16 protein-coding genes are annotated in these 17,502 nt (G+C 69.2%); 8 read left to right on the top strand and 8 right to left on the bottom strand.

The window, feature by feature from the left end; translation table 11 throughout:
• The first annotated feature begins 78 nt into the window (after nucleotides 1–78).
• From KIT89_RS09275 to KIT89_RS09260, 4 genes are all read left to right on the top strand, one after another.
• Nucleotides 79–2,142, top strand: coding sequence for an alpha-galactosidase (locus KIT89_RS09275; RefSeq protein ID WP_297600653.1), 2,064 nt, complete (start codon nucleotides 79–81; stop codon nucleotides 2,140–2,142).
• Between the two features lie 37 nt (nucleotides 2,143–2,179).
• Entirely contained in the window at nucleotides 2,180–5,224 is a 3,045-nt protein-coding gene (locus KIT89_RS09270) for a glycoside hydrolase family 38 C-terminal domain-containing protein (protein WP_297600650.1), read from the top strand.
• Nucleotides 5,221–8,184, top strand: a complete 2,964-nt coding sequence (locus KIT89_RS09265) for a glycoside hydrolase family 2 TIM barrel-domain containing protein (protein ID WP_297600647.1) — start codon at nucleotides 5,221–5,223, stop codon at nucleotides 8,182–8,184. Before KIT89_RS09270 ends, KIT89_RS09265 begins: the two co-directional genes overlap by 4 nt.
• A gap of 61 nt (nucleotides 8,185–8,245) precedes the next feature.
• The gene (locus KIT89_RS09260) at nucleotides 8,246–9,517 is read left to right on the top strand and encodes a hypothetical protein (protein WP_297600644.1); all 1,272 of its coding nucleotides are present in this window, start codon (nucleotides 8,246–8,248) and stop codon (nucleotides 9,515–9,517) included.
• Between the two features lie 8 nt (nucleotides 9,518–9,525).
• Here the strand turns inward: KIT89_RS09260 and KIT89_RS09255 are convergent, their stop codons facing one another.
• Nucleotides 9,526–9,891, bottom strand: a complete 366-nt coding sequence (locus tag KIT89_RS09255) for a CrcB family protein (protein WP_297600641.1) — start codon at nucleotides 9,889–9,891, stop codon at nucleotides 9,526–9,528.
• The gene (locus KIT89_RS09250; RefSeq protein ID WP_297600638.1) at nucleotides 9,888–10,328 is read right to left on the bottom strand and encodes a CrcB family protein; all 441 of its coding nucleotides are present in this window, start codon (nucleotides 10,326–10,328) and stop codon (nucleotides 9,888–9,890) included. Before KIT89_RS09250 ends, KIT89_RS09255 begins: the two co-directional genes overlap by 4 nt.
• Nucleotides 10,329–10,406: 78 nt before the next feature.
• Here KIT89_RS09250 and KIT89_RS09245 point away from each other — a divergent pair, with 78 nt between their 5' ends.
• Nucleotides 10,407–10,922, top strand: a complete 516-nt coding sequence (locus tag KIT89_RS09245; RefSeq protein ID WP_297600637.1) for a GNAT family N-acetyltransferase — start codon at nucleotides 10,407–10,409, stop codon at nucleotides 10,920–10,922.
• A gap of 88 nt (nucleotides 10,923–11,010) precedes the next feature.
• Here the strand turns inward: KIT89_RS09245 and KIT89_RS09240 are convergent, their stop codons facing one another.
• Both KIT89_RS09240 and KIT89_RS09235 read right to left on the bottom strand, forming a co-directional pair.
• Complete coding sequence (locus tag KIT89_RS09240) at nucleotides 11,011–11,472, bottom strand: SRPBCC domain-containing protein (RefSeq protein ID WP_297600634.1); 462 nt, start codon at nucleotides 11,470–11,472, stop codon at nucleotides 11,011–11,013.
• On the bottom strand, nucleotides 11,469–11,825 hold the full coding sequence (locus tag KIT89_RS09235) for a helix-turn-helix transcriptional regulator (protein ID WP_297600631.1): 357 nt from the start codon (nucleotides 11,823–11,825) through the stop codon (nucleotides 11,469–11,471). Before KIT89_RS09235 ends, KIT89_RS09240 begins: the two co-directional genes overlap by 4 nt.
• Before the next feature lie 138 nt (nucleotides 11,826–11,963).
• Here KIT89_RS09235 and KIT89_RS09230 point away from each other — a divergent pair, with 138 nt between their 5' ends.
• On the top strand, nucleotides 11,964–12,620 hold the full coding sequence (locus KIT89_RS09230; protein ID WP_297600629.1) for a hypothetical protein: 657 nt from the start codon (nucleotides 11,964–11,966) through the stop codon (nucleotides 12,618–12,620).
• A gap of 59 nt (nucleotides 12,621–12,679) precedes the next feature.
• Here the strand turns inward: KIT89_RS09230 and KIT89_RS09225 are convergent, their stop codons facing one another.
• Nucleotides 12,680–13,405, bottom strand: a complete 726-nt coding sequence (locus KIT89_RS09225) for a PadR family transcriptional regulator (protein WP_297600626.1) — start codon at nucleotides 13,403–13,405, stop codon at nucleotides 12,680–12,682.
• Complete coding sequence (locus KIT89_RS09220) at nucleotides 13,402–14,244, bottom strand: DUF4097 family beta strand repeat-containing protein (protein WP_297600623.1); 843 nt, start codon at nucleotides 14,242–14,244, stop codon at nucleotides 13,402–13,404. Before KIT89_RS09220 ends, KIT89_RS09225 begins: the two co-directional genes overlap by 4 nt.
• A 201-nt stretch (nucleotides 14,245–14,445) precedes the next feature.
• Between KIT89_RS09220 and KIT89_RS09215 the strand changes: the two genes are divergently transcribed.
• Nucleotides 14,446–15,192, top strand: coding sequence for a MerR family transcriptional regulator (locus tag KIT89_RS09215; protein ID WP_297600620.1), 747 nt, complete (start codon nucleotides 14,446–14,448; stop codon nucleotides 15,190–15,192).
• Here KIT89_RS09215 and KIT89_RS09210 read toward each other — a convergent pair.
• Nucleotides 15,168–15,308: a hypothetical protein gene (locus KIT89_RS09210; protein WP_297600618.1), complete on the bottom strand. Its 141-nt coding sequence runs from the start codon at nucleotides 15,306–15,308 to the stop codon at nucleotides 15,168–15,170. The two genes, KIT89_RS09215 and KIT89_RS09210, sit on opposite strands and share 25 nt — an antisense overlap.
• Nucleotides 15,305–15,973: a hypothetical protein gene (locus KIT89_RS09205; protein ID WP_297600615.1), complete on the bottom strand. Its 669-nt coding sequence runs from the start codon at nucleotides 15,971–15,973 to the stop codon at nucleotides 15,305–15,307. The genes KIT89_RS09210 and KIT89_RS09205 overlap by 4 nt, the downstream gene beginning before the upstream one ends.
• A 62-nt stretch (nucleotides 15,974–16,035) precedes the next feature.
• Here KIT89_RS09205 and KIT89_RS09200 point away from each other — a divergent pair, with 62 nt between their 5' ends.
• Complete coding sequence (locus KIT89_RS09200; RefSeq protein ID WP_297600612.1) at nucleotides 16,036–17,487, top strand: PLP-dependent aminotransferase family protein; 1,452 nt, start codon at nucleotides 16,036–16,038, stop codon at nucleotides 17,485–17,487.
• Nucleotides 17,488–17,502 lie beyond the last annotated feature (15 nt).

The raw sequence follows: 17,502 nt of genomic DNA, 5'->3' as shown, positions 1-17,502 counted from the left end.
CGGCGAATCCTTCGCATAGGGTGTGGTGGGCGCGAGCCCATTAGGTATGATGTAAAGCCTACAGGTGAGGACCTCTGCATGACCGACGCACTGCTGCGCACCCGCCCCGACTCGGGCGGCCGAGTCTCTGTTGTTCTCGCCGACACCATTCTGAGCGACTGCGCACCCCTCGTCGTCGAGGTCGACCGCCGTGTGTCGCACGCGTGGGCCACCCCCGTCGTGAGCGGCGACGCCGACCTGCTGACAATCGAGGGCGCGCTCGACGGCCTGGCCGACGGCGCGAGCGTGCACGCCGCGTGGAGCGCTCGCCGAGTGGCCGACCAACCCGTGTGGGAGTGCGCGATGGTGCTGCGCAACGACGGCGAGCATCCCGTCACCATCACGCGCATGGACCCTCTCGTGCTCGATGCCGGATCAGCCTGGCGCACCCACTCGTATCGCAGCGCCTGGGGCGACGAGTTTCGGCCCATCGCCGGGCACGCCGGCCACCATCTCGTGCTCGAGAGCCGGGCGGGGCGCAGTTCGCACGGCATGATTCCGTGGCTGGGGCTCGAACGCGGCGGCACTGGCACGGGCCCCGGCGCGGGCGAGCCCCCCGCCGCGATCACCATTGCGCCCGCCTACAGCGGCAACTGGCACATTCACGCGATGGCGGGCGGCTTCGTCTCGGCCGGCATCTCGCCGTGGCAGTTCGCCGTCGAGCTCGCCCCGGGCGAATCGGTGACAGCACCGAGCGTGGTGCTGACCGTCGCCACCGATCTGGATGCGGCCGCCGTTGCTCTGCAGCGCGCCGTCGCCGCCGACTGGCTGCCCCGCACCGAGTTCACCGACAGCGTGCCCGTCGAGTGGAACCACTGGTGGCCATACGAAGACCAAGAGGTCGACGAAGGCGTCATCGCCGAGAACGCGCGGGTTGCCGCCGACCTCGGCATCGAGATCGCCACCGTCGACGCCGGGTGGTTCGGCACGGCCGACCCGACGAGCGTGTGGAGCGAGCAGCGCGGCGACTGGTCGAGCGTCAACACGGCGAGGTTTCCGTCGGGGCTCGCGGCCCTCGGGCAAAGCATCCGCGACGCCGGGGTGCTGCCCGGCATGTGGATCGAAGCCGAAGCGGTCGGCTCGCACTCGCTGCTGCGCGCCGCGAAGCCCGAAGCGATGGCGCACACCGTCGAAGGGCGACGACCCGACCCGTCGTATCGCGTGCAGACCGAATCGCTCGACGATGACGACCCCACATTTCTCGGCTACGTCTGCATGGGCTCGCCCGCCGGTCGCGAGCACGTGCTCGAATCGATGAGCACGCTCATCACGACCACCGGCGCGCGCTGGATCAAGCTCGACTTCAACATCGACCCCGACGCAGGCTGCACGCGCACCGACCATGGGCACGGCGCGGGCGACGGGCTGCTGCGGCACTACGAGGGCCTCTATTCGGTGCTCGACGAGGTGCGCGCGCGGCACCCCGAGATCATGCTCGAATCGTGCTCGTCGGGCGGGCTGCGCATCGACCTGGGGCTCGCGCGGCACGTGCACGGCTTCTTCTTGAGCGACCCCGACTTCACCGAGCACCACCTCGAAGTGCTGTGGGGCGTGCGCAACCTGCTGCCGCCGATCGGCATTCTGCACTGGTCGTGGTCGCAATGGCGCGGCGACTTCGAACCCTCGTATCTCGACTGGGCGACCCTCACGCCCGACGAGTTCGACACCACACTGCGGGCGGCTATGCTGCACCGCTTCGGCGTGAGCCTGCGGCTGCCCGAGCTGCGACCCGAACTGCTCGAGCGGCTGCGGGTGCACGTCGACCTCTTTCAGCGCGAGCTCGCGCCGCTCGTGCGCGACGGCGTGCTGCAACCGCTCACCCCCACGCCAGAGCGCGGCGGCTTCGGCGAGCGCGCACCGATCATGCAGTTGTCGCACCCCGACGGCCGCGTGATCGTGGGCGCGTTCGTGCTGCCGGGCGGAGCGCGGCCGAGCGTGGCGCACGTGCGCGGGCTCGACCCCGACGCCACCTACACGGTGTCGAACCTCGCCACCGGTGACGCATGGAACTCGTCGGGCGCCGAACTGCTCGACATCGGCCTGGCCCTGCTCGGCGACGACGCGATCACGTCGTGGTTGCTGAAGGTCTCGCCAGCACTCTGACCGCACCACCTGACCGCGTCTGACGCAGAAAGCACTCATGCACAACGACCACCGTCTCGTCGAGGCCCGCCTCGATCGTTTCGTTCGCGATCACCTGCAGCCGGCGCTGTATCGGGATGCTCGCCCGCTCGCCGCGACCGCGTGGCAGGTCGAGCGCGAGCCCGTGCCCTTTGAGACCGCCGTCGAGCAGCAGTTCGAGCCCGTGCCGCTCGGCTGGCGCTGGGGCCGAGCGTGGTCGACCGTGTGGTTGCGCGTCACGGGCGAGGTGCCGGCCGAGTGGTTGCCGCAGCCGCCCGAGGGCACCCGCATCGAAGTGCTCGTCGACTTCGGCTACAACCGCAGCCGCTCGGGCTTTCAAGCCGAAGGTCTCGCCTACCGGCCAGACGGCACGCTCATTAAGTCGATCGCTCCGTTGAACTCGTGGTTACCGGTCGCGCCCGGTGAGACCGCGATCGACGTTGTTCTCGAAGCCGCCGCGAACCCCGACGTCGCGGGCGACTACACCTTCGACCCGACGCCGTACGGGGCGTGGGAGACCGCGCCCGACGAGCCGCTCTACGAGCTCAAGCAGCTCGAGGTGGCTCTGCTCGACGTCACGGTGTGGGAGCTGCTGAGCGACATCTTCACCCTGCGCGGCCTCATGGCCGAGCTGCCCGAGGGCTCGTCGCGCCGCCACGAGATTCTGCGCGCGCTCGAAGACATGCTCGACGTGCTCGATGCGCAGAGCATCCCGACCACAGCCCACGCCGGTCGCGACGCCCTCGCCGACGTGCTCGCCCGCCCCGCCCACGCAAGCGCACACCGCGTGCTCGCCACCGGACACGCGCACATCGACTCGGCGTGGCTGTGGCCCCTGCGCGAGACCGTGCGCAAGTGCGCCCGCACCTTCACGAACGTCATGGACCTCATGGACGAGCACCCAGACTTCGTGTTCTCGTGCTCGAGCGCGCAGCAGTACCTCTGGATGAAAGAGCACCACCCGCGAGTGTTCGAGCGCATCAAGGAGAAGGTCGCGGCCGGCCAATTCGTGCCCGTCGGCGGCATGTGGGTCGAGAGCGACACCAACATGCCCGGCGGCGAAGCGATGGCGCGGCAGTTCATCGCGGGCAAGCGGTTCTTCATCGACGAGTTCGGCGTCGAGTGCGAAGAAGCGTGGATGCCCGACTCGTTCGGCTATTCGGGCGCCCTGCCGCAGATCGTCGCCGCGGCCGGCTCGCGCTGGTTTCTGACGCAGAAGATCTCGTGGAACCAGATCAACCGCATGCCCCACCACACCTTCTGGTGGGAAGGCATCGACGGCACGCGCGTCTTCACCCACTTTCCGCCCGTCGACACCTACATCAGCGAGCTCTCGGGCAAGGAGCTTGCGCACGCAGAGCGCAACTTCTCAGAGAAGGGCCGCGCCACGATGTCGCTCGTGCCCTTCGGCTGGGGCGACGGCGGCGGCGGCCCGACGCGCGAGATGATCGCCGCCGCGCACCGCACCGCAGACCTCGAAGGCTCGCCGCGCGTCACGATGGGCAGCTCGCGCGACTTCTTCGAGGCGGCCGAGGCCGAATACCCGAATGCTCCGGTGTGGAGCGGCGAGATGTATCTCGAACTGCACCGCGGCGTCTTCACCTCGCAACTGCGCACCAAGCAGGGCAACCGCCGCAACGAGTCGCTGCTGCGGCAAGCCGAGCTGTGGGCCGCGACGGCGGCGCTGCGAGCAGGGTACGAATACCCGCTCGAGGCACTCGAACGCGCCTGGCACACCGTGCTGCTGCTGCAGTTTCACGACATCTTGCCCGGCACCGCCATCGCCTGGGTGCACCGTGAGGCCGAGCACCGGCACGCGGCCGTCACCGAGACACTTGAGGGCATCATCGCCGAGGCGCTGCAGGCGCTCGCCAGCTCGCCCGCAGAGGGTGAGGGCCACGAGCTCGTCGTCAACGCCTCGCCATTCGCGCGTGAGGGAGTCGTGGCGTTGGGGGCGGCCGTGCGCGAGGCGGAGCATCCCGCCGTCGCTGCGGCCGACGCCGCCGACGGCGCGACGGTGCTCGACAACGGCATCGTCAGAGCGGTGGTGGATGCTCGCGGTCACCTGACCTCGCTGCGCGCGCACGCAGACGGTCGCGAGGCGGTCGCGCCCGGCAGCCCCGCGAACGTGCTGCGCCTGCACACCGACCTGCCCAACCTGTGGGATGCATGGGACATCGACCAGCACTACATGCGCACCGTCACCGAACTGCTCGAGGTCGACGAGCGGCGCGTGCGGGCGACCGACCACGAGGCGACCGTCATCACGGTGCGGCGGGTCGGCGAGTCGATCATCGAGCAGCGCCTCACGCTGCGCGCTGGGGCGACCGCGCTCGAGATCGAGAACCGCATCGACTGGCGCGAGCGCGAGAAGATTCTCAAGCTCGCCATGCCGCTTGACGTGCACGCCGACCGCATCGCAGCCGAGACGCAGTTCGGGCACCTGTTTCGCCCCACCCACACCAACACCAGTTGGGATGCCGCGCGGTTCGAAGCCTGCCAGCACCGCTTCGTGCACCTCGCCGAGCCGGGCTATGGAGTGGCGATCGCCAACGACTCAACCTACGGCTACGACGTCTCGCGCGACACCCGAGCAGACGGCGGCACGACGACGACAGTGCGGTTCTCGCTGTTGCGGGCTCCACTCTTTCCTGACCCCGAGACCGATCAGGGCGAGCACGTGCTGCGCTTTCGCATCGCACCCGGCGCGACCATCGGCGACGCCGTCGAGCTCGGCTACGACCTCGCGACACCGCTGCGGGCCGTGCGCGCCGCGGCGCCGATCGCGCCGATCGTCTCGAGCAGCAACCCCGCCGTCGTCATCGAGACGGTCAAGCTCGCCGAAGACGGCTCGGGCGACCTCATCGTGCGGCTCTACGAGTCGCGCGGCGGGCGAGCGCACACGGTGCTCTCGCTCGACGGCACGGCCGAGGCGATCGAGTCGACCGACCTGCTCGAGCGCGTGCTCGACTGCGAGCCTGCCGGTTCGGGGTCGAGCATCGAGTTGCCGTTCCGGGCGTTCCAGCTGCGCACGGTGCGGTGGCGCGGGGTGAGCGCACGATGAGCGAGCGCCCCGCAGTGTCTCACCCGGTCGCGCCGCACCCGCTCGCCGACCCGAACCCGGCGCCCGGCGCGCTGCCGCCCGTCGCGACGGTGAGCACCGACGCGCGCGTCGTCTCGCTCGACGGGCAGTGGCGCTTCAGGTGGGCGCCGTCGGCAGCGGCCGCGTCGGTTGGCATCGAGCGCCTCGACGTCGATGACAGCGACTGGGGCACGATCGCCGTGCCGTCGAGCTTCACGATGCCCATTCACGACGAGACGGTTGGTGGGCCGCACGGCGCCCCTGCCTACACGAACGTCAAGTACCCGTTCGCGATCGACCCTCCGCACCCGCCAGACGCGAACCCCGTCGCCGACCACCGGCTGCGGTTCGCACTCGCCGCCGTGCCCGAGCGCGCTCACCTGCGATTCGAGGGCCTCGAGGGCGCGGGCGACGTGTGGCTCAACGGCACCTTTGTGGGCTCGACGCGCGGCAGCCGCCTGCCGACCGAGTTCGACGTGAGCGGGCTGCTTGCGGCCGACAACGTGCTCGCCGTGCGCGTGCACACCTTCAGCGCTCACTCGTACGTCGAAGATCAAGACGAGTGGTGGAACCCCGGCATCATCCGCTCCGTCACGCTGCGCGAGCGGCCCGAACTCGCCATCGACGACGTGCGCGCGGTGGCGGCGTGGGGGCCGAACGGCGCGAGCCTGCGGGTTGACGTGAGCGCGGCATCCGGAGTCTCGATCGAGGTGGTCGAGCTGGGGCTGACGGTGACGCCCGGTGTCGAGGTGCCGGTGGCGGATGCTCTGCCGTGGTCGGCCGAGAGCCCCCAGCTGTACACCCTGCGGGTGTCGACGCCGCACGAGCGCGTCGAGACCCGTATCGGATTTCGCTCGGTGGCGATCGTCGACGGCGTCTTCACGGTGAACGGTGCACCCGTGCAGCTGCGCGGCGTCAACCGGCACGAACACCACCCCGACTACGGTCGCGCGGTGCCGCGCGAGACGCTCGAACGCGACCTGCACCTCATGAAGCAGCACAACGTCAACGCGATTCGCACCGCCCACTACCCGCCGTCGAGCGAGCTGCTCGACCTCGCCGACGAGCTCGGCTTCTGGGTGATCGACGAGTGCGACCTCGAGACGCACGGCTTCGGCGACATCGGCTGGCGCGGCAACCCCACCGACGATGTGGCGTGGCAGGCGACCTTGCGCGACCGCGCAGCGCGCATGGTCGAGCGCGACAAGAACCACCCCTCGATCATCATGTGGTCGCTCGGCAACGAGGCCGGCACGGGGCAGAACCTTGCCGCCATGGCCGCCGAGATTCGCGGGCGTGACGCGACTCGTGCGCTGCACTACGAGGGCGATCTCGCGTGCCGAGACGTCGACGTCTACAGCCGCATGTATGCCTCGCACGCTGAGGTCGAGCAGATCGGGCAGCGCGCCGAGACGCCGCTCGCCGCGAACGAGTGGCTGACGCTCGGCCCAGACGACGACGCAGCGGCACTCGATGCGCGCCGGCGCGCGATGCCGTTCGTGCTGTGCGAGTACGTGCACGCGATGGGCACGGGCCCCGGGGGCATGACCGAATATCAAGAGCTGTTCGACCGATACCCGCGCCTCATGGGCGGCTTCGTGTGGGAGTGGCTCGAGCACGGCATCCACCGCACCCTGCCCGATGGAACCGTCGGCACGTTCTACGGCGGCGACTTCGGCGAGGTCGTGCACGACGGCAACTTCGTCATCGACGGTCTCATCGCCGCTGACCGCACCCCGCGCGCGCAGCTCGCCGATCTCGCGGCCGTCTTCGCCCCCGTGGTGCTGACGGTGGATGCTGATGCTGGGTTGCTGCACCTGCGCAGTCGACTCGACCACACCGACACCGGCCGATTCGCGCTGCAGTGGCGCGTCGAATCGGCCGCGGGGCCCGTCGCCTCGGGGTCGATCGAGCATGAGCCCGTCGGGCCGCGCGGCACGGTGACGCTGCCGTTGCCGGACGAGCTGCTCGGTGCTGTCGCGTCGGGCGGGGTCGCCACGGTCGAGCTCGTCGAGCGCTCGGCGACCGCGTGGGCCGAGGCCGGGCACGTCGTCTCGCGCGCGCAACTCGTGACGGTCGCGCCCGAGCGGGCGCGGCCGGCCGGCCTGCCCGACCCGGCGGGGCTGACGCTCGATGAGCTGCACCTCGACGAGGCGACGGGGGCGGTCACGGCGTTCGGGGCCCAGCCGGTCGAGGCCTGGCGACTCGAGCTGTGGCGGGCGCCCATCGACAACGACTTCGGTGCGGGGTGGGATCGCGCCGGGGCGCCCTCAGACGCCGACCACTGGGCGGCGCTCGGGCTCGACCGCCTCGTGTCACGGCTGGTCTCGATCGACCGCACGGCCGAGCACGTCGAAGTCGTGACGCGCGTCGGCGCCGCGGCGACGGATGTCGCCGTGCAGTTGCGGTGCCGTTGGACTGCCGCACCCGACGGGCTGCAGCTCGACGTCGAGGTGCTGCCGCTCATCGCCGGCGAGCAGGCTGTCGAGTGGGCGCGCGTGGGCATCTCGTTCGCGCTACCCGGTGTTGCTGAGCGCGTGCAGTGGTTCGGCCGTGGGCCGGGCCCGGCGTATCCCGACACGGGTCAGGCCGCGCACTGGGGCTGGTTCGACCGCTCGCTCGACGAGGTGCATGAGCGCACGGTGCGTCCGCAAGAGTCGGGGGCGCGGGGCGACGTGCAGTGGGCTCGGGTCGAGGCGGCCGGCGCGGCGCTCGAGGTCGAGGCGCCTGACGGTGTCGCGCTGACGGTGCGGCGGTGGTCGACCGAAACGGTTGCCGCGACGACCCACGATCATCTGCTGCGCGGCGACGGCCGCACGCACGTGGTGCTTGACCTCGCGCAGCACGGGGTGGGCACGGCCGCGTGCGGGCCCGGAGTGCTGCCGCAGTATCGGCTCGCTGCGCGTGACGTGCGGGCGAGCATCCGGTTCACCGTCGCATGACCACCCGTGTGCGTGACCTGTCTGTATTCCCTGTCAGAAACTCCCGAACTGTAGGAGCCTCATGAGCGAGACCAGCCGCACCGAACCGACCATCATCGACACGGGCGTCGACGGCATCACGTTGACGCTCGTGCCCACCGAGCGCGTCACCTTCGCGAGCTTCGTCGACTGCAACATGGCGACCGCGTGGGTGGGCGACGAGTTTCGCATCTTTCCGGGAAAGTACGGCGAAGACCCGTTGTGGGGTGACGCGCGCGAACTGAAGTTCGCGGGCGGCGCGACCGTCGCTGAGGCGTTCGCGCGAGAGTCGCACGAGTTCACCGAGCCGGCGCTGCCCCCGAACACGCCGCCCGGAGAGCCGGGGCTGCACGGAGCCGTGTGGTTCGAGACGATCTACCAAGACCCCGCCGACGAGTCGGGCCGCACGCTCTACGCGCTGTATCACAACGAGAACTACCCCTCGACGCTGCCGTATCAGGAAGAGACCGGCGAGGGCTACCGCGACGTCGACTGGCCCCCCGGGCTGACCGGGCCCGAGGGCGTGCAGGCGGTGCCGCGCATCGGCATCATGAAGTCGACCGACGGCGGCGAGAGCTGGACGAACCACGGCATTCTGCTCGAAGACCGCGACGACCGCATGATTCGGCTGCCCGTCAATCGCAACAACTGTTTTCCGGGTGGGGTCGGCGACCCGAGCGCCGTCGCGTCGGGTGATCACCTGTATGTCTTCTTCGGCGAGTACGCCTACCCCGAGGCGTGGGATGCGTCGACATGGGATCGCGAGACCGAGGCGGCAGCGCAGTGCGTGAGCGTCGCGCGCGTGCCCTTGGCCGACTTGGATGCTCCGACCGGCGCCGCACGTCGGTGGAGCGGCACCGCCTTCGATGCGCCGTGGGACGGCGTGGGGCAGCCCATCGCGAGCCTGCGCATCCCGACGTCTGAGGGTGGTGGCGCTGTGTCGCAAGGCGACGAGCTCTACTATTGGGGCCCCTCGGTCAGCTGGAACGAGCACCTGCAGGTGTGGGTGATGATGCTCGGCCGCGTCGACGGCAGCTTCTGGGTGGGCGACAGTCTCTTCGTGTCGATCAACCCCAATCGTGACCTCGGGGTCGGCGACAACGCGCAGCAGTGGTCGACGCCCGTGCGCGTCATCCACCGACCGGGGCACACCCTCTGGTACCCGTCGCTGCAGCCGACCGACTCGGCTGAAGACTTGCAGGCGAAGCGCACGTGCTTGCGGCTCGGCGCTGAGGCTCGGTTGTACTTCAAAGACATGAAGGATGACGAGCACGTGTACATCAGCGACTACCGCGTGGAGTTCGGGCGCAGCTAGCGTTCGCGCTACGCGACGACGAGCGCGCCGAGCACGAACCCGAGCAGGGCGGCGGGCACGCCGACCATGAAGTTGAGCGTGACGCTCGCGATTGCGGCGCGGTGCTTGCCGTCGAGGACGAGCTGCACGGTCTCGACGGCGAGCGAGCTGAAGGTGGTGAGGCCTCCGCACAGGCCGCTGAAGATGATGAGTTGCACGGTGGGGTCGAGGGGCAGGCCGAGCGCGGCTCCCGCGATGAACGAGCCGACGACGTTGACCACGGCCACGCCCCACGGAATGCGGCCTCGGCCCGCGAGGGCCACCGAGGTGAGTTGACGCAGCACGGCGCCGAGGGCTCCGCCCACGGCGACGGCGAGCAGCACGAGGGGGGTCACGTCTCGGCCTCGTCCAGGTCGGGCGGCTGTCGATGCCCCAGCCGGGCACCGAGCACGAGGCCTGCCCAGGCGGAGAGCATCCCGAGCCCGAGGCTCAGCACGATCGACAGCACGGCCCCCAGCGCGTCGCCGTCTTGCGTGAGGGCGACGATCGAATAGGCGAGCGCCGAGAAGGTGGTGAAGGTGCCCAGGATGCCCGGGCCGAGCCCCACGCGGGCCCACCCCGGCACGCGCTGCCAGAGTGCGGCGACGAGCAGCCCGAGCACGAAGGCTCCGACCACGTTGACGAGCAGGGTGCTGAGGGCGAAAGCCCGCAGGCCGTGCGGCAGGGCCAGGTCGACGAGCACGCGCAGGGTGGTGCCGACGAGGCCACCGGCGAAGACCGCGAGCAGGTCGAGAGGGCTCGCGCCCGCCTTCAAGCTCGCCGGTGCTGTCACCGCGCCAGCCTACTTGCGGGGCGTGGGTTCACGGGAGATCGTGGGCTGACCATCCACACGCCCTCCTAGGCTGGTCACGTGGCCAATGCTCTCTTCATCTGCGAACCGCGCGAATTCATACGCGTGCCGCTCGCGGAAGGAACGTTGCTCCGGTCGCTCTCTCCGACACGTCTCGATGAGTTGGCGAACGCCTATCACCAGGCTTACGTCGGGTCTCCGCACGAGATGACCGCGGCCGAGGCGCGCTCCGAGATTGACCTCACCTGGGCAGGCGAGTACGGGCGGTTGCTCGCGAACGCTTCTCTTGGCGTTTGGGTGGGCAACGAACTGGCCGGGGCGATCGTGACGGTCGAAGACCCTCCCTGGGACAACGTGCCGCGCGGAGCATTCATCCTCGAGCTGTTCGTCACGCCCCCACACCGCCGCATGGGGCTGGGGCGCTTGCTGGTGCAGAGGGTGCAAAACGCTCTGCGTACGCGCATCGCCCTCCGGGTCGACGACTCCGCACCACAAGCCAAAGCGCTCTACCTGTCCCTCGGATTCCAGCCGTCTTCTCACGACCACACCGTCAAACCTCACGACCAGGGCAGTTGACGATCCGGGATCGATCGCTCGTTAAGCAACGTCGTGGGGAACACTCGGGTTCGATGACGCCGAAGGCAGAGCCCTTGGTGACCGACGGTTACCCCAGGGGCTCACCGGCCAAGTGCCGCTGCATGTTCGTCAGCGCTTCGTCCCAGCCGTCGTAGACGAAGCCGTCGCCGGGCGTGCCGTCGTAGCCGCGCAAGTGGAAGACGAGCTCGGTCTGCTCGCCGCGGTCAATGAAGGTGAGTGTGATGCGCGGCGCTTCATCGACGTGGGCGTCAGGTTCACCCCACGAGAAGACGAGGCGATCGAACGGCTCGATCTCGACGTACTGCCCGCCGGTCGGGTAGGTGTCTCCCGTCTCGACGTTCGTCATCGTGTAGGTGTAGCGGCCGCCGACCCTGACGTCGAACGAGACCGAGTCGGTGGTGACGCCGAAGGGGTGCAACCACTGGGCGAGTTCGCCCTCGTCGGTCCAGGCCCGCCAGACGAGTTCGCGCGGGGCGTCGAACGTGCGGGTGATGGTGAACTCTCCGGTCGTCGCTGCTGAGGTGGTCATGATGGCTCCTTCTGAGGGGTCGTGGTGGCGTGCTTCATGGTCTCGAGATGCTTCTCGAGAGCGTCGAGTCGCAGGTTCCACTCGCGGCGCTGCGCGTCGACCCAGGCCGAGGCCTGCTCGAGCGGCTCGGTCTGCAGCGACAGCGTGCGCCACTGCGCCTGCGCCGTGCGCGAGACGAGGCCCGCGCGCTCGAGCACTTTGAGGTGTTGCGAGATCGCCGGAGGGCTCACGTCGAACTGCGCGGCAACGTCGCCCACGCGCGCAGGGCCGGTCGCGAGTTGGGACAAGATGCGACGCCGCGTGGGGTCGGCGAGCGCGGAGAACACCTGGGTCAACTGCGTCTCGACATCCATTTCGCTAACTCCTTAATTAAGCGGATGCTTAACCATAGTGCGCGATGCGTGAATGTCAAGCGGCGCTCGTGGTGGCGCTGCCCGGTCGCGGGACGTTCGGCCCATGCTCTGCCGCGGTTCGCTCAATACACTGGCGAGGTGACCCAGTCCCCCGCCGTTTCGCCGCGCCGTCGTCGACGGTGGCCGTGGGTCGTCGCGGGGGTGGTCGTGGCGTTGCTCGTGCTCGTCGCGGCGGTCGTCGTGCCGATTCTCACGCACCAGCCGCAGGGCAGCTCGGGGCAGGCGCGCGTCGCCGATGGTGTGTTCTTCACTGAGGTGGTGGCGACGGGCGACGACGAGCGCACCCGCACGCTGAGCGTCGTCGACGAGTTTGGCGCCGAGCCCGACCTGTCGGCGGTGTCTGCTGGCGACCGGCTGGTCGTGAGCGGCACGGGGTTCAACCCCGACCAGGGAATCTACGTGGCGGTGTGCCGCGTGCCCGACGAGCTCGATGGCAAGCCCGGCCCGTGCCTCGGCGGTGTGGGCTCGCAAGAGGTCGAAGAGTTCGACGAGGGGGTCGTGCAGTACGCCGCCTCGAACTGGATCAACGAGGCCTTCGCCTGGCGCCTCTTCGGCGCGCGAGGGTTCGACGACCGATCAGCCGGATCCTTCACCGCCTACATCGAACTGCCTGCGGCCGCCGACGAGAACGTCGACTGCACGGTCGACGCCTGCGGCCTCTACACGCGCAACGATCACACGGCCGTCGCCGACCGCGTGCAAGACCTCTACCTGCCGCTGCGCTGGGCCCAGTAGGCGGCCCCGCTCGCGCTACGCGCCCGCGCGCTCAGTGCAGTCAGAATGGTGCGACCGGTTCAGTGCAGTCGGTTCAGGATGCTCGCGCGCAGCTCGCGCAGCCCCGAGTCGAGGGCATCGATCGTCGACGAGTCGAGCGACCCGCGCGACGCGGCCGACCGCAACTCGGTGCGCACGTCTTGCCGAAACTCGGCCAACAGCACCTCGGCGCGTTGCACCTGCGCACGAGCGTCAGACCGAGACTCGCGCAGCGTCGAATGCATCGACGTCGTCACGTCGTGCACAGCCTCGGCCGCAGCCGCGCCCGCAGCAGCACCCGCGGCACCGGCTGCATCCGCCGCCCGAGCCGCCCACTGCGTGTCAGAAGTCCACGTGCCCGCCGTTCGAGCATCGTCGCGCGCCTCGCGCGCAGCCGCGGCGAGTTCAGCCCGCAACGCGCCCATCGCCTCACCGACCGAGGCTCGCACCTCATCGGCGAGACGCCGCACCGAATCACCAAGCCCGGCCTCGATACCGTCGAGCTCGTCGCGGCGGTCGTTCAACTCAGCACGCCCCGCGTCGGTCAAGGCGTAGACGGTCTTGCGACCATCAGACTCTTTCGACACCAGACCCTCAGACTCAAGCTTCGCCAACCGCGGGTAGATCGTGCCCGCCGACGGAACATACGTTCCGCCAAAGCGATCGCTCAACGCCTGAATGATCTCGTAGCCGTGCATCGGCCGCTCATCGAGCACAAACAGCAAATAGAGCCGCAAGTGCCCGTGGCCGAACACCGCGGGGCTCACGCCGAAGCCTCAGCAGTGTCAGCCTCAGGCGTCGCAGAAGACCCACGATCGGTGTGCACCACCGACACGTCACCCGACACTGAGTTCGCGCGCACCTCGGTGAACGCACCCGCCAACTGGCCATACCGGCCCGAGTACTGGCCCTTCACTCCGCTGATGCGCGCGTCGTCGAGCTGCAAGCGCCCCGTCATCGTGTTGATCAGATACTGCGCGGCGACCCCTGCGTCGAGCCGCACCGTGAGGTCGCCCGCGACGGTGCTGTTGCGCACGCGGTCTGGGGTACCGCGAAGGTCGGCCACCACGTTCGCCGAGACACTGTCGCACGTCAGACGCCGCACCTCGCCCGATACCGTCACGTCACCGCCGACCGTCTGAACGTCGAGGCTTCCGCGGTGCTCGCGAATCGACACTTCGCCGCTCACGGCGTGCACCGACACGTCGCCCACCACTCCGTCAAGCACCACGTCTCCGCTCACCGTGTTGACCGACGCGTCGCAGTGCATGCCGCTGATGAGCGCCTCGGCCGTCACCACCCCCACCGTCAACCGAGCACTGCGCGGCACCAGAATGCTCACGTCAGCCTTCGCCTTGCCGCTGAACAGCTTGAAGTTGTCAAAGAAGGTCTCCCACCTGATCTGCGGGTGATCGACCACGAGAGTGTCACCCTCGAGCGCGACGCGCAGATCGCGGCCCGCCACCGAGTGCACTTCGACGCGAGCACCAGGCTCGTCGTGGGCGACGATGTCGACCTGCCCGCCGATGAGCCCCACCTTGAGGGCGCGCACGATCTCAAGATCGATGACGGTCGGTTCGGTGACAATCCAGGTTTCGGTGGCCATACGGGCTCCTTGCTCACACCCCGGTGGGGCATCCCTATCGCGATATATCGCGTCTTCGAGACTCACGATATATCGCGAATCGACGAAGCGCAACAGGGATGCTTTCCCGACCGCTTGACATTGACGCAACGTCAACCTCTAACGTGGGCGACGCACGCGAACAGCGCGAGCATGCACGTGACGAGCACGAGAGGAGCACGTATGCAGTGGTCGATTCACGACATCGCCCGACTCTCGGGCACCACGAGCCGCACCCTGCGGCACTATCACGACATCGGGCTGCTGCATCCGTCGAGCATTGGCGCCAACGGCTACCGGTACTACGACGAAGCAGCGCTCACGCGCCTGCAGCGCATCTTGATGCTGCGAGACCTGGGGCTCGGGCTGCCCGCCATCGCCGAGGTGCTCGCGGGGCAGACCGACGACGTTCGTGCACTCGTCACGCACCTGCACTGGCTCGAACTCGAGCGAGAGCGGGTCGCGCGGCAGATCGCGAGCGTCACGACCACCATTCGACAACTGGAAGGAGGTGAACAACTGATGGCAGAAGACATGTTCGACGGATTCGACCACACCGTCTACCAAGACGAGGTCGAACAGCGTTGGGGTGCAGACGCCTACGCCCGCAGCGACCGCTGGTGGCGAGAACTCGGCGCCGAGGGCCAAGCGGCCTTCAAGAACGAGGTCGACCAACTGCAGCGCGGCTTCGCCGCCGCGCACGCGGCCGGCACTCCGGCTGACGACGCAGACGTGCAAGCCCTGACCGCCCGGCACTACGCCTGGGTGCGAGCCGGCTGGGGCGACACGGCTCCGAGTGCCGAGGCATACCTCGGGCTTGGCGATATGTATGTCGCAGACCCGCGCTTCGCGAAGCACTACGGCGGCCCCGAGGCCGCCGAGTTCGTGCGCGAGGCGATGCGCGTCTACGCGGCGAGCGAGCTCGCGTAGAAACCCCAGTGCGAGCGGACGGGTATGGGCCCATACCCGTCTCTCGCCACCAACTCGATCGTCGCGATGATGCCCCAGAGGCACAGACCGCCGAGCGCGATCATGAGGCCGATCATGCTGGCACCGTGCCCACGGTCGACGATGCCGGGCCGACGGCGGGCGTAGGTGCCGCCGGCCCGGGGTTGTGAGGTTCAGGCACGCGCAAGAGCGGCAGCGTGACGCCGACCATGGGGCCGATGAGCAGTGCGAAGGCGACGGTGCCGAGCCCGACGGTGCCGCCGAGCAGCCAGCCGATCGCGAGCACTGTCACTTCGACGCCCGTGCGCACCTTCCAGATCTTCCAGCCGAAGCGCGCGTGGGCTCCGGTCATGAGGCCGTCGCGCGGCCCCGGCCCGAAGCGGGCCCCGATGTAGAGCCCCGTGGCGATCGCCAGCAGGGCGAGCCCGCCGAAGAAGACAAGCCACTGCGCCCACCACTCGTCAGGCGTCTCAACGACGAGCATCGTGAGGTCGACGACCGGGCCGATGAGCAGAACGTTGAGCACCGTGCCGATGCCTGGCCTCTGCTTGAGCGGAATCCAGAGCAGCAACACCACGGCACCCACGAGCACCACGGTGAGACCGATCGACCACCCCGTCTGCACCTCGAGGCCCTGCGAGAACACCATCCACGGGTCGAGCCCCACGTTGGCCCGCACGAGTAGCGCGACCGCGACGCCGTAGAGGAAGAGGCCGAGCATCAGCTGGCCCCAGCGGCGGATCATGAGTTGAGTCGCGAACATGGCATCATCATCCATGGGAAATTGGACTGCCAGCAAGAGGCCAATTCTGATACGGTGGCCGCATGCCCTCCCTCTCGGCTCGAGCATTGGCCTCTCAATTGGGTGAGTGGCGCCCGCACGGCACCACTCCGCTCTACGAGGCGCTCGCCGACCGCGTGCGCCTACTCATTCTCGACGGGCGCATCTCGCTCGGCACCCGGCTGCCCGCCGAGCGCCTGCTCGCCGAGCACGAAGACCTCAGCCGCACCACCGTCGCCGCCGCCTACGCGCGACTGCGCGAGCTCGGGTTCGCCGAAAGCCTGCGCGGGTCAGGCACCGTCGCGCGGCTACCCCGCAGCTTCGACGACGGGGCTCCTGCACTCGGGGAGTCTGCCGGCCCGGGCATCATCGACCTCTCGAAAGCGACCCTCACCGCCATTCCGCTCGTCGCCGAAGCCGCCCGAGAAGCCGCCGACCTGCTGCCCGCCCACCTGCACGAAAGCGGCTTCGACCCCGTCGGCCTGCGAGTGCTGCGCCAGGCCATCGCCGACCGCTACACGGCACGCGGGCTGCCGACCACGGCCGACGAGATACTCATCACCCTCGGTGCGCAGCACGCGATCGCCCTCATCACTCGCACCCTGCTCTCGCGCGGCGACCGAGCCCTCATCGAAGCGCCGAGCTACCCGCACGCCGTCGAAGCCCTGCAGCATGCGGGCGCGCGACTCGTCACTGTTCCGGTCACGACCGACGAGGGCTGGAGCAACGAAGTGCTCGAGCAAGTGATGCCGCGCACCGCCCCCGCGCTCGCCTACCTCATGCCCGACTTTCACAACCCCACCGGCCGCACCATGCCCGACGAGCAGCGGCAGCGACTGCAGAGCCTCGCCGCCGCGCACGGCACCGTGCTGCTCGTCGACGAGACCATGGCTGAACTCGGCTTCGGCCGCGACGACCAGCCAGCGCCCTTCGCCATCGGCGCCGAGCAGCGCGGCGCCACCGTGGTCACCGTCGGCTCGGTCGGCAAGAGCATCTGGGGCGGCATCAGACTCGGCTGGGTGCGCGGCGACCGCGACCTCATCACGCGCCTCTCGCTTGCTCGCCTCGCCGGCGACCTCGGGTCTCCCGTGCTCGAGCAACTCGTGCTACTGCGTCTTCTCGACTCGTATGATCGCGTGCTGGCTGCCCGCCGCGCCGACCTGCGCACCGGGCACTCGCTCATGATCGCAGAGCTCGAGCAGCGCTTTCCGAGCTGGGCAGTGCCCCACGTCGACGGCGGCCTGAGCCTGTGGGTCAACCTCGGGGCCCCCGTCAGCTCGCAGCTCGCACTCGCCGCGCGCGCCGAAGGGCTGCTCATCGGCGCCGGGCCGCGCTTCGGCATCGACGGAGCCTTCGAGCGCTTTCTGCGCCTGCCGTTCTGCCACCCGGCCGAGCACACGCTCCGAGCCCTCGACCTGCTCGAGCTCGCCTGGAACCGTGTCGTGCAGCGCGAGCCGCTCGTCGCCTCAGATGAGGTGCTCGCGGCCGTCGTGTAGCGTGACTCGGGCATC

The organism is Microcella sp., assembly GCF_025808395.1.
Taxonomy (GTDB): domain Bacteria; phylum Actinomycetota; class Actinomycetes; order Actinomycetales; family Microbacteriaceae; genus Microcella.
Note: the sequence above shows the minus strand (reverse complement) of the source record. Positions and strands in the feature narration are given on the sequence as shown.

Bases quoted from the DNA above. Each gene is read 5' to 3' on its own strand.
- KIT89_RS09270 (WP_297600650.1), top strand. From the start codon at position 2,180: ATGCACAACGACCACCGTCTCGTCGAGGCCCGCCTCGATCGTTTCGTT.
- KIT89_RS09260 (WP_297600644.1), top strand. From the start codon at position 8,246: ATGAGCGAGACCAGCCGCACCGAACCGACCATCATCGACACGGGCGTC.
- KIT89_RS09215 (WP_297600620.1), top strand. From the start codon at position 14,446: ATGCAGTGGTCGATTCACGACATCGCCCGACTCTCGGGCACCACGAGC.
- KIT89_RS09240 (WP_297600634.1), bottom strand. From the start codon at position 11,472: ATGACCACCTCAGCAGCGACGACCGGAGAGTTCACCATCACCCGCACG.
- KIT89_RS09265 (WP_297600647.1), top strand. From the start codon at position 5,221: ATGAGCGAGCGCCCCGCAGTGTCTCACCCGGTCGCGCCGCACCCGCTC.
- KIT89_RS09275 (WP_297600653.1), top strand. From the start codon at position 79: ATGACCGACGCACTGCTGCGCACCCGCCCCGACTCGGGCGGCCGAGTC.
- KIT89_RS09235 (WP_297600631.1), bottom strand. From the start codon at position 11,825: ATGGATGTCGAGACGCAGTTGACCCAGGTGTTCTCCGCGCTCGCCGAC.
- KIT89_RS09205 (WP_297600615.1), bottom strand. From the start codon at position 15,973: ATGTTCGCGACTCAACTCATGATCCGCCGCTGGGGCCAGCTGATGCTC.
- KIT89_RS09220 (WP_297600623.1), bottom strand. From the start codon at position 14,244: ATGGCCACCGAAACCTGGATTGTCACCGAACCGACCGTCATCGATCTT.
- KIT89_RS09200 (WP_297600612.1), top strand. From the start codon at position 16,036: ATGCCCTCCCTCTCGGCTCGAGCATTGGCCTCTCAATTGGGTGAGTGG.
- KIT89_RS09210 (WP_297600618.1), bottom strand. From the start codon at position 15,308: ATGATCGGCCTCATGATCGCGCTCGGCGGTCTGTGCCTCTGGGGCATC.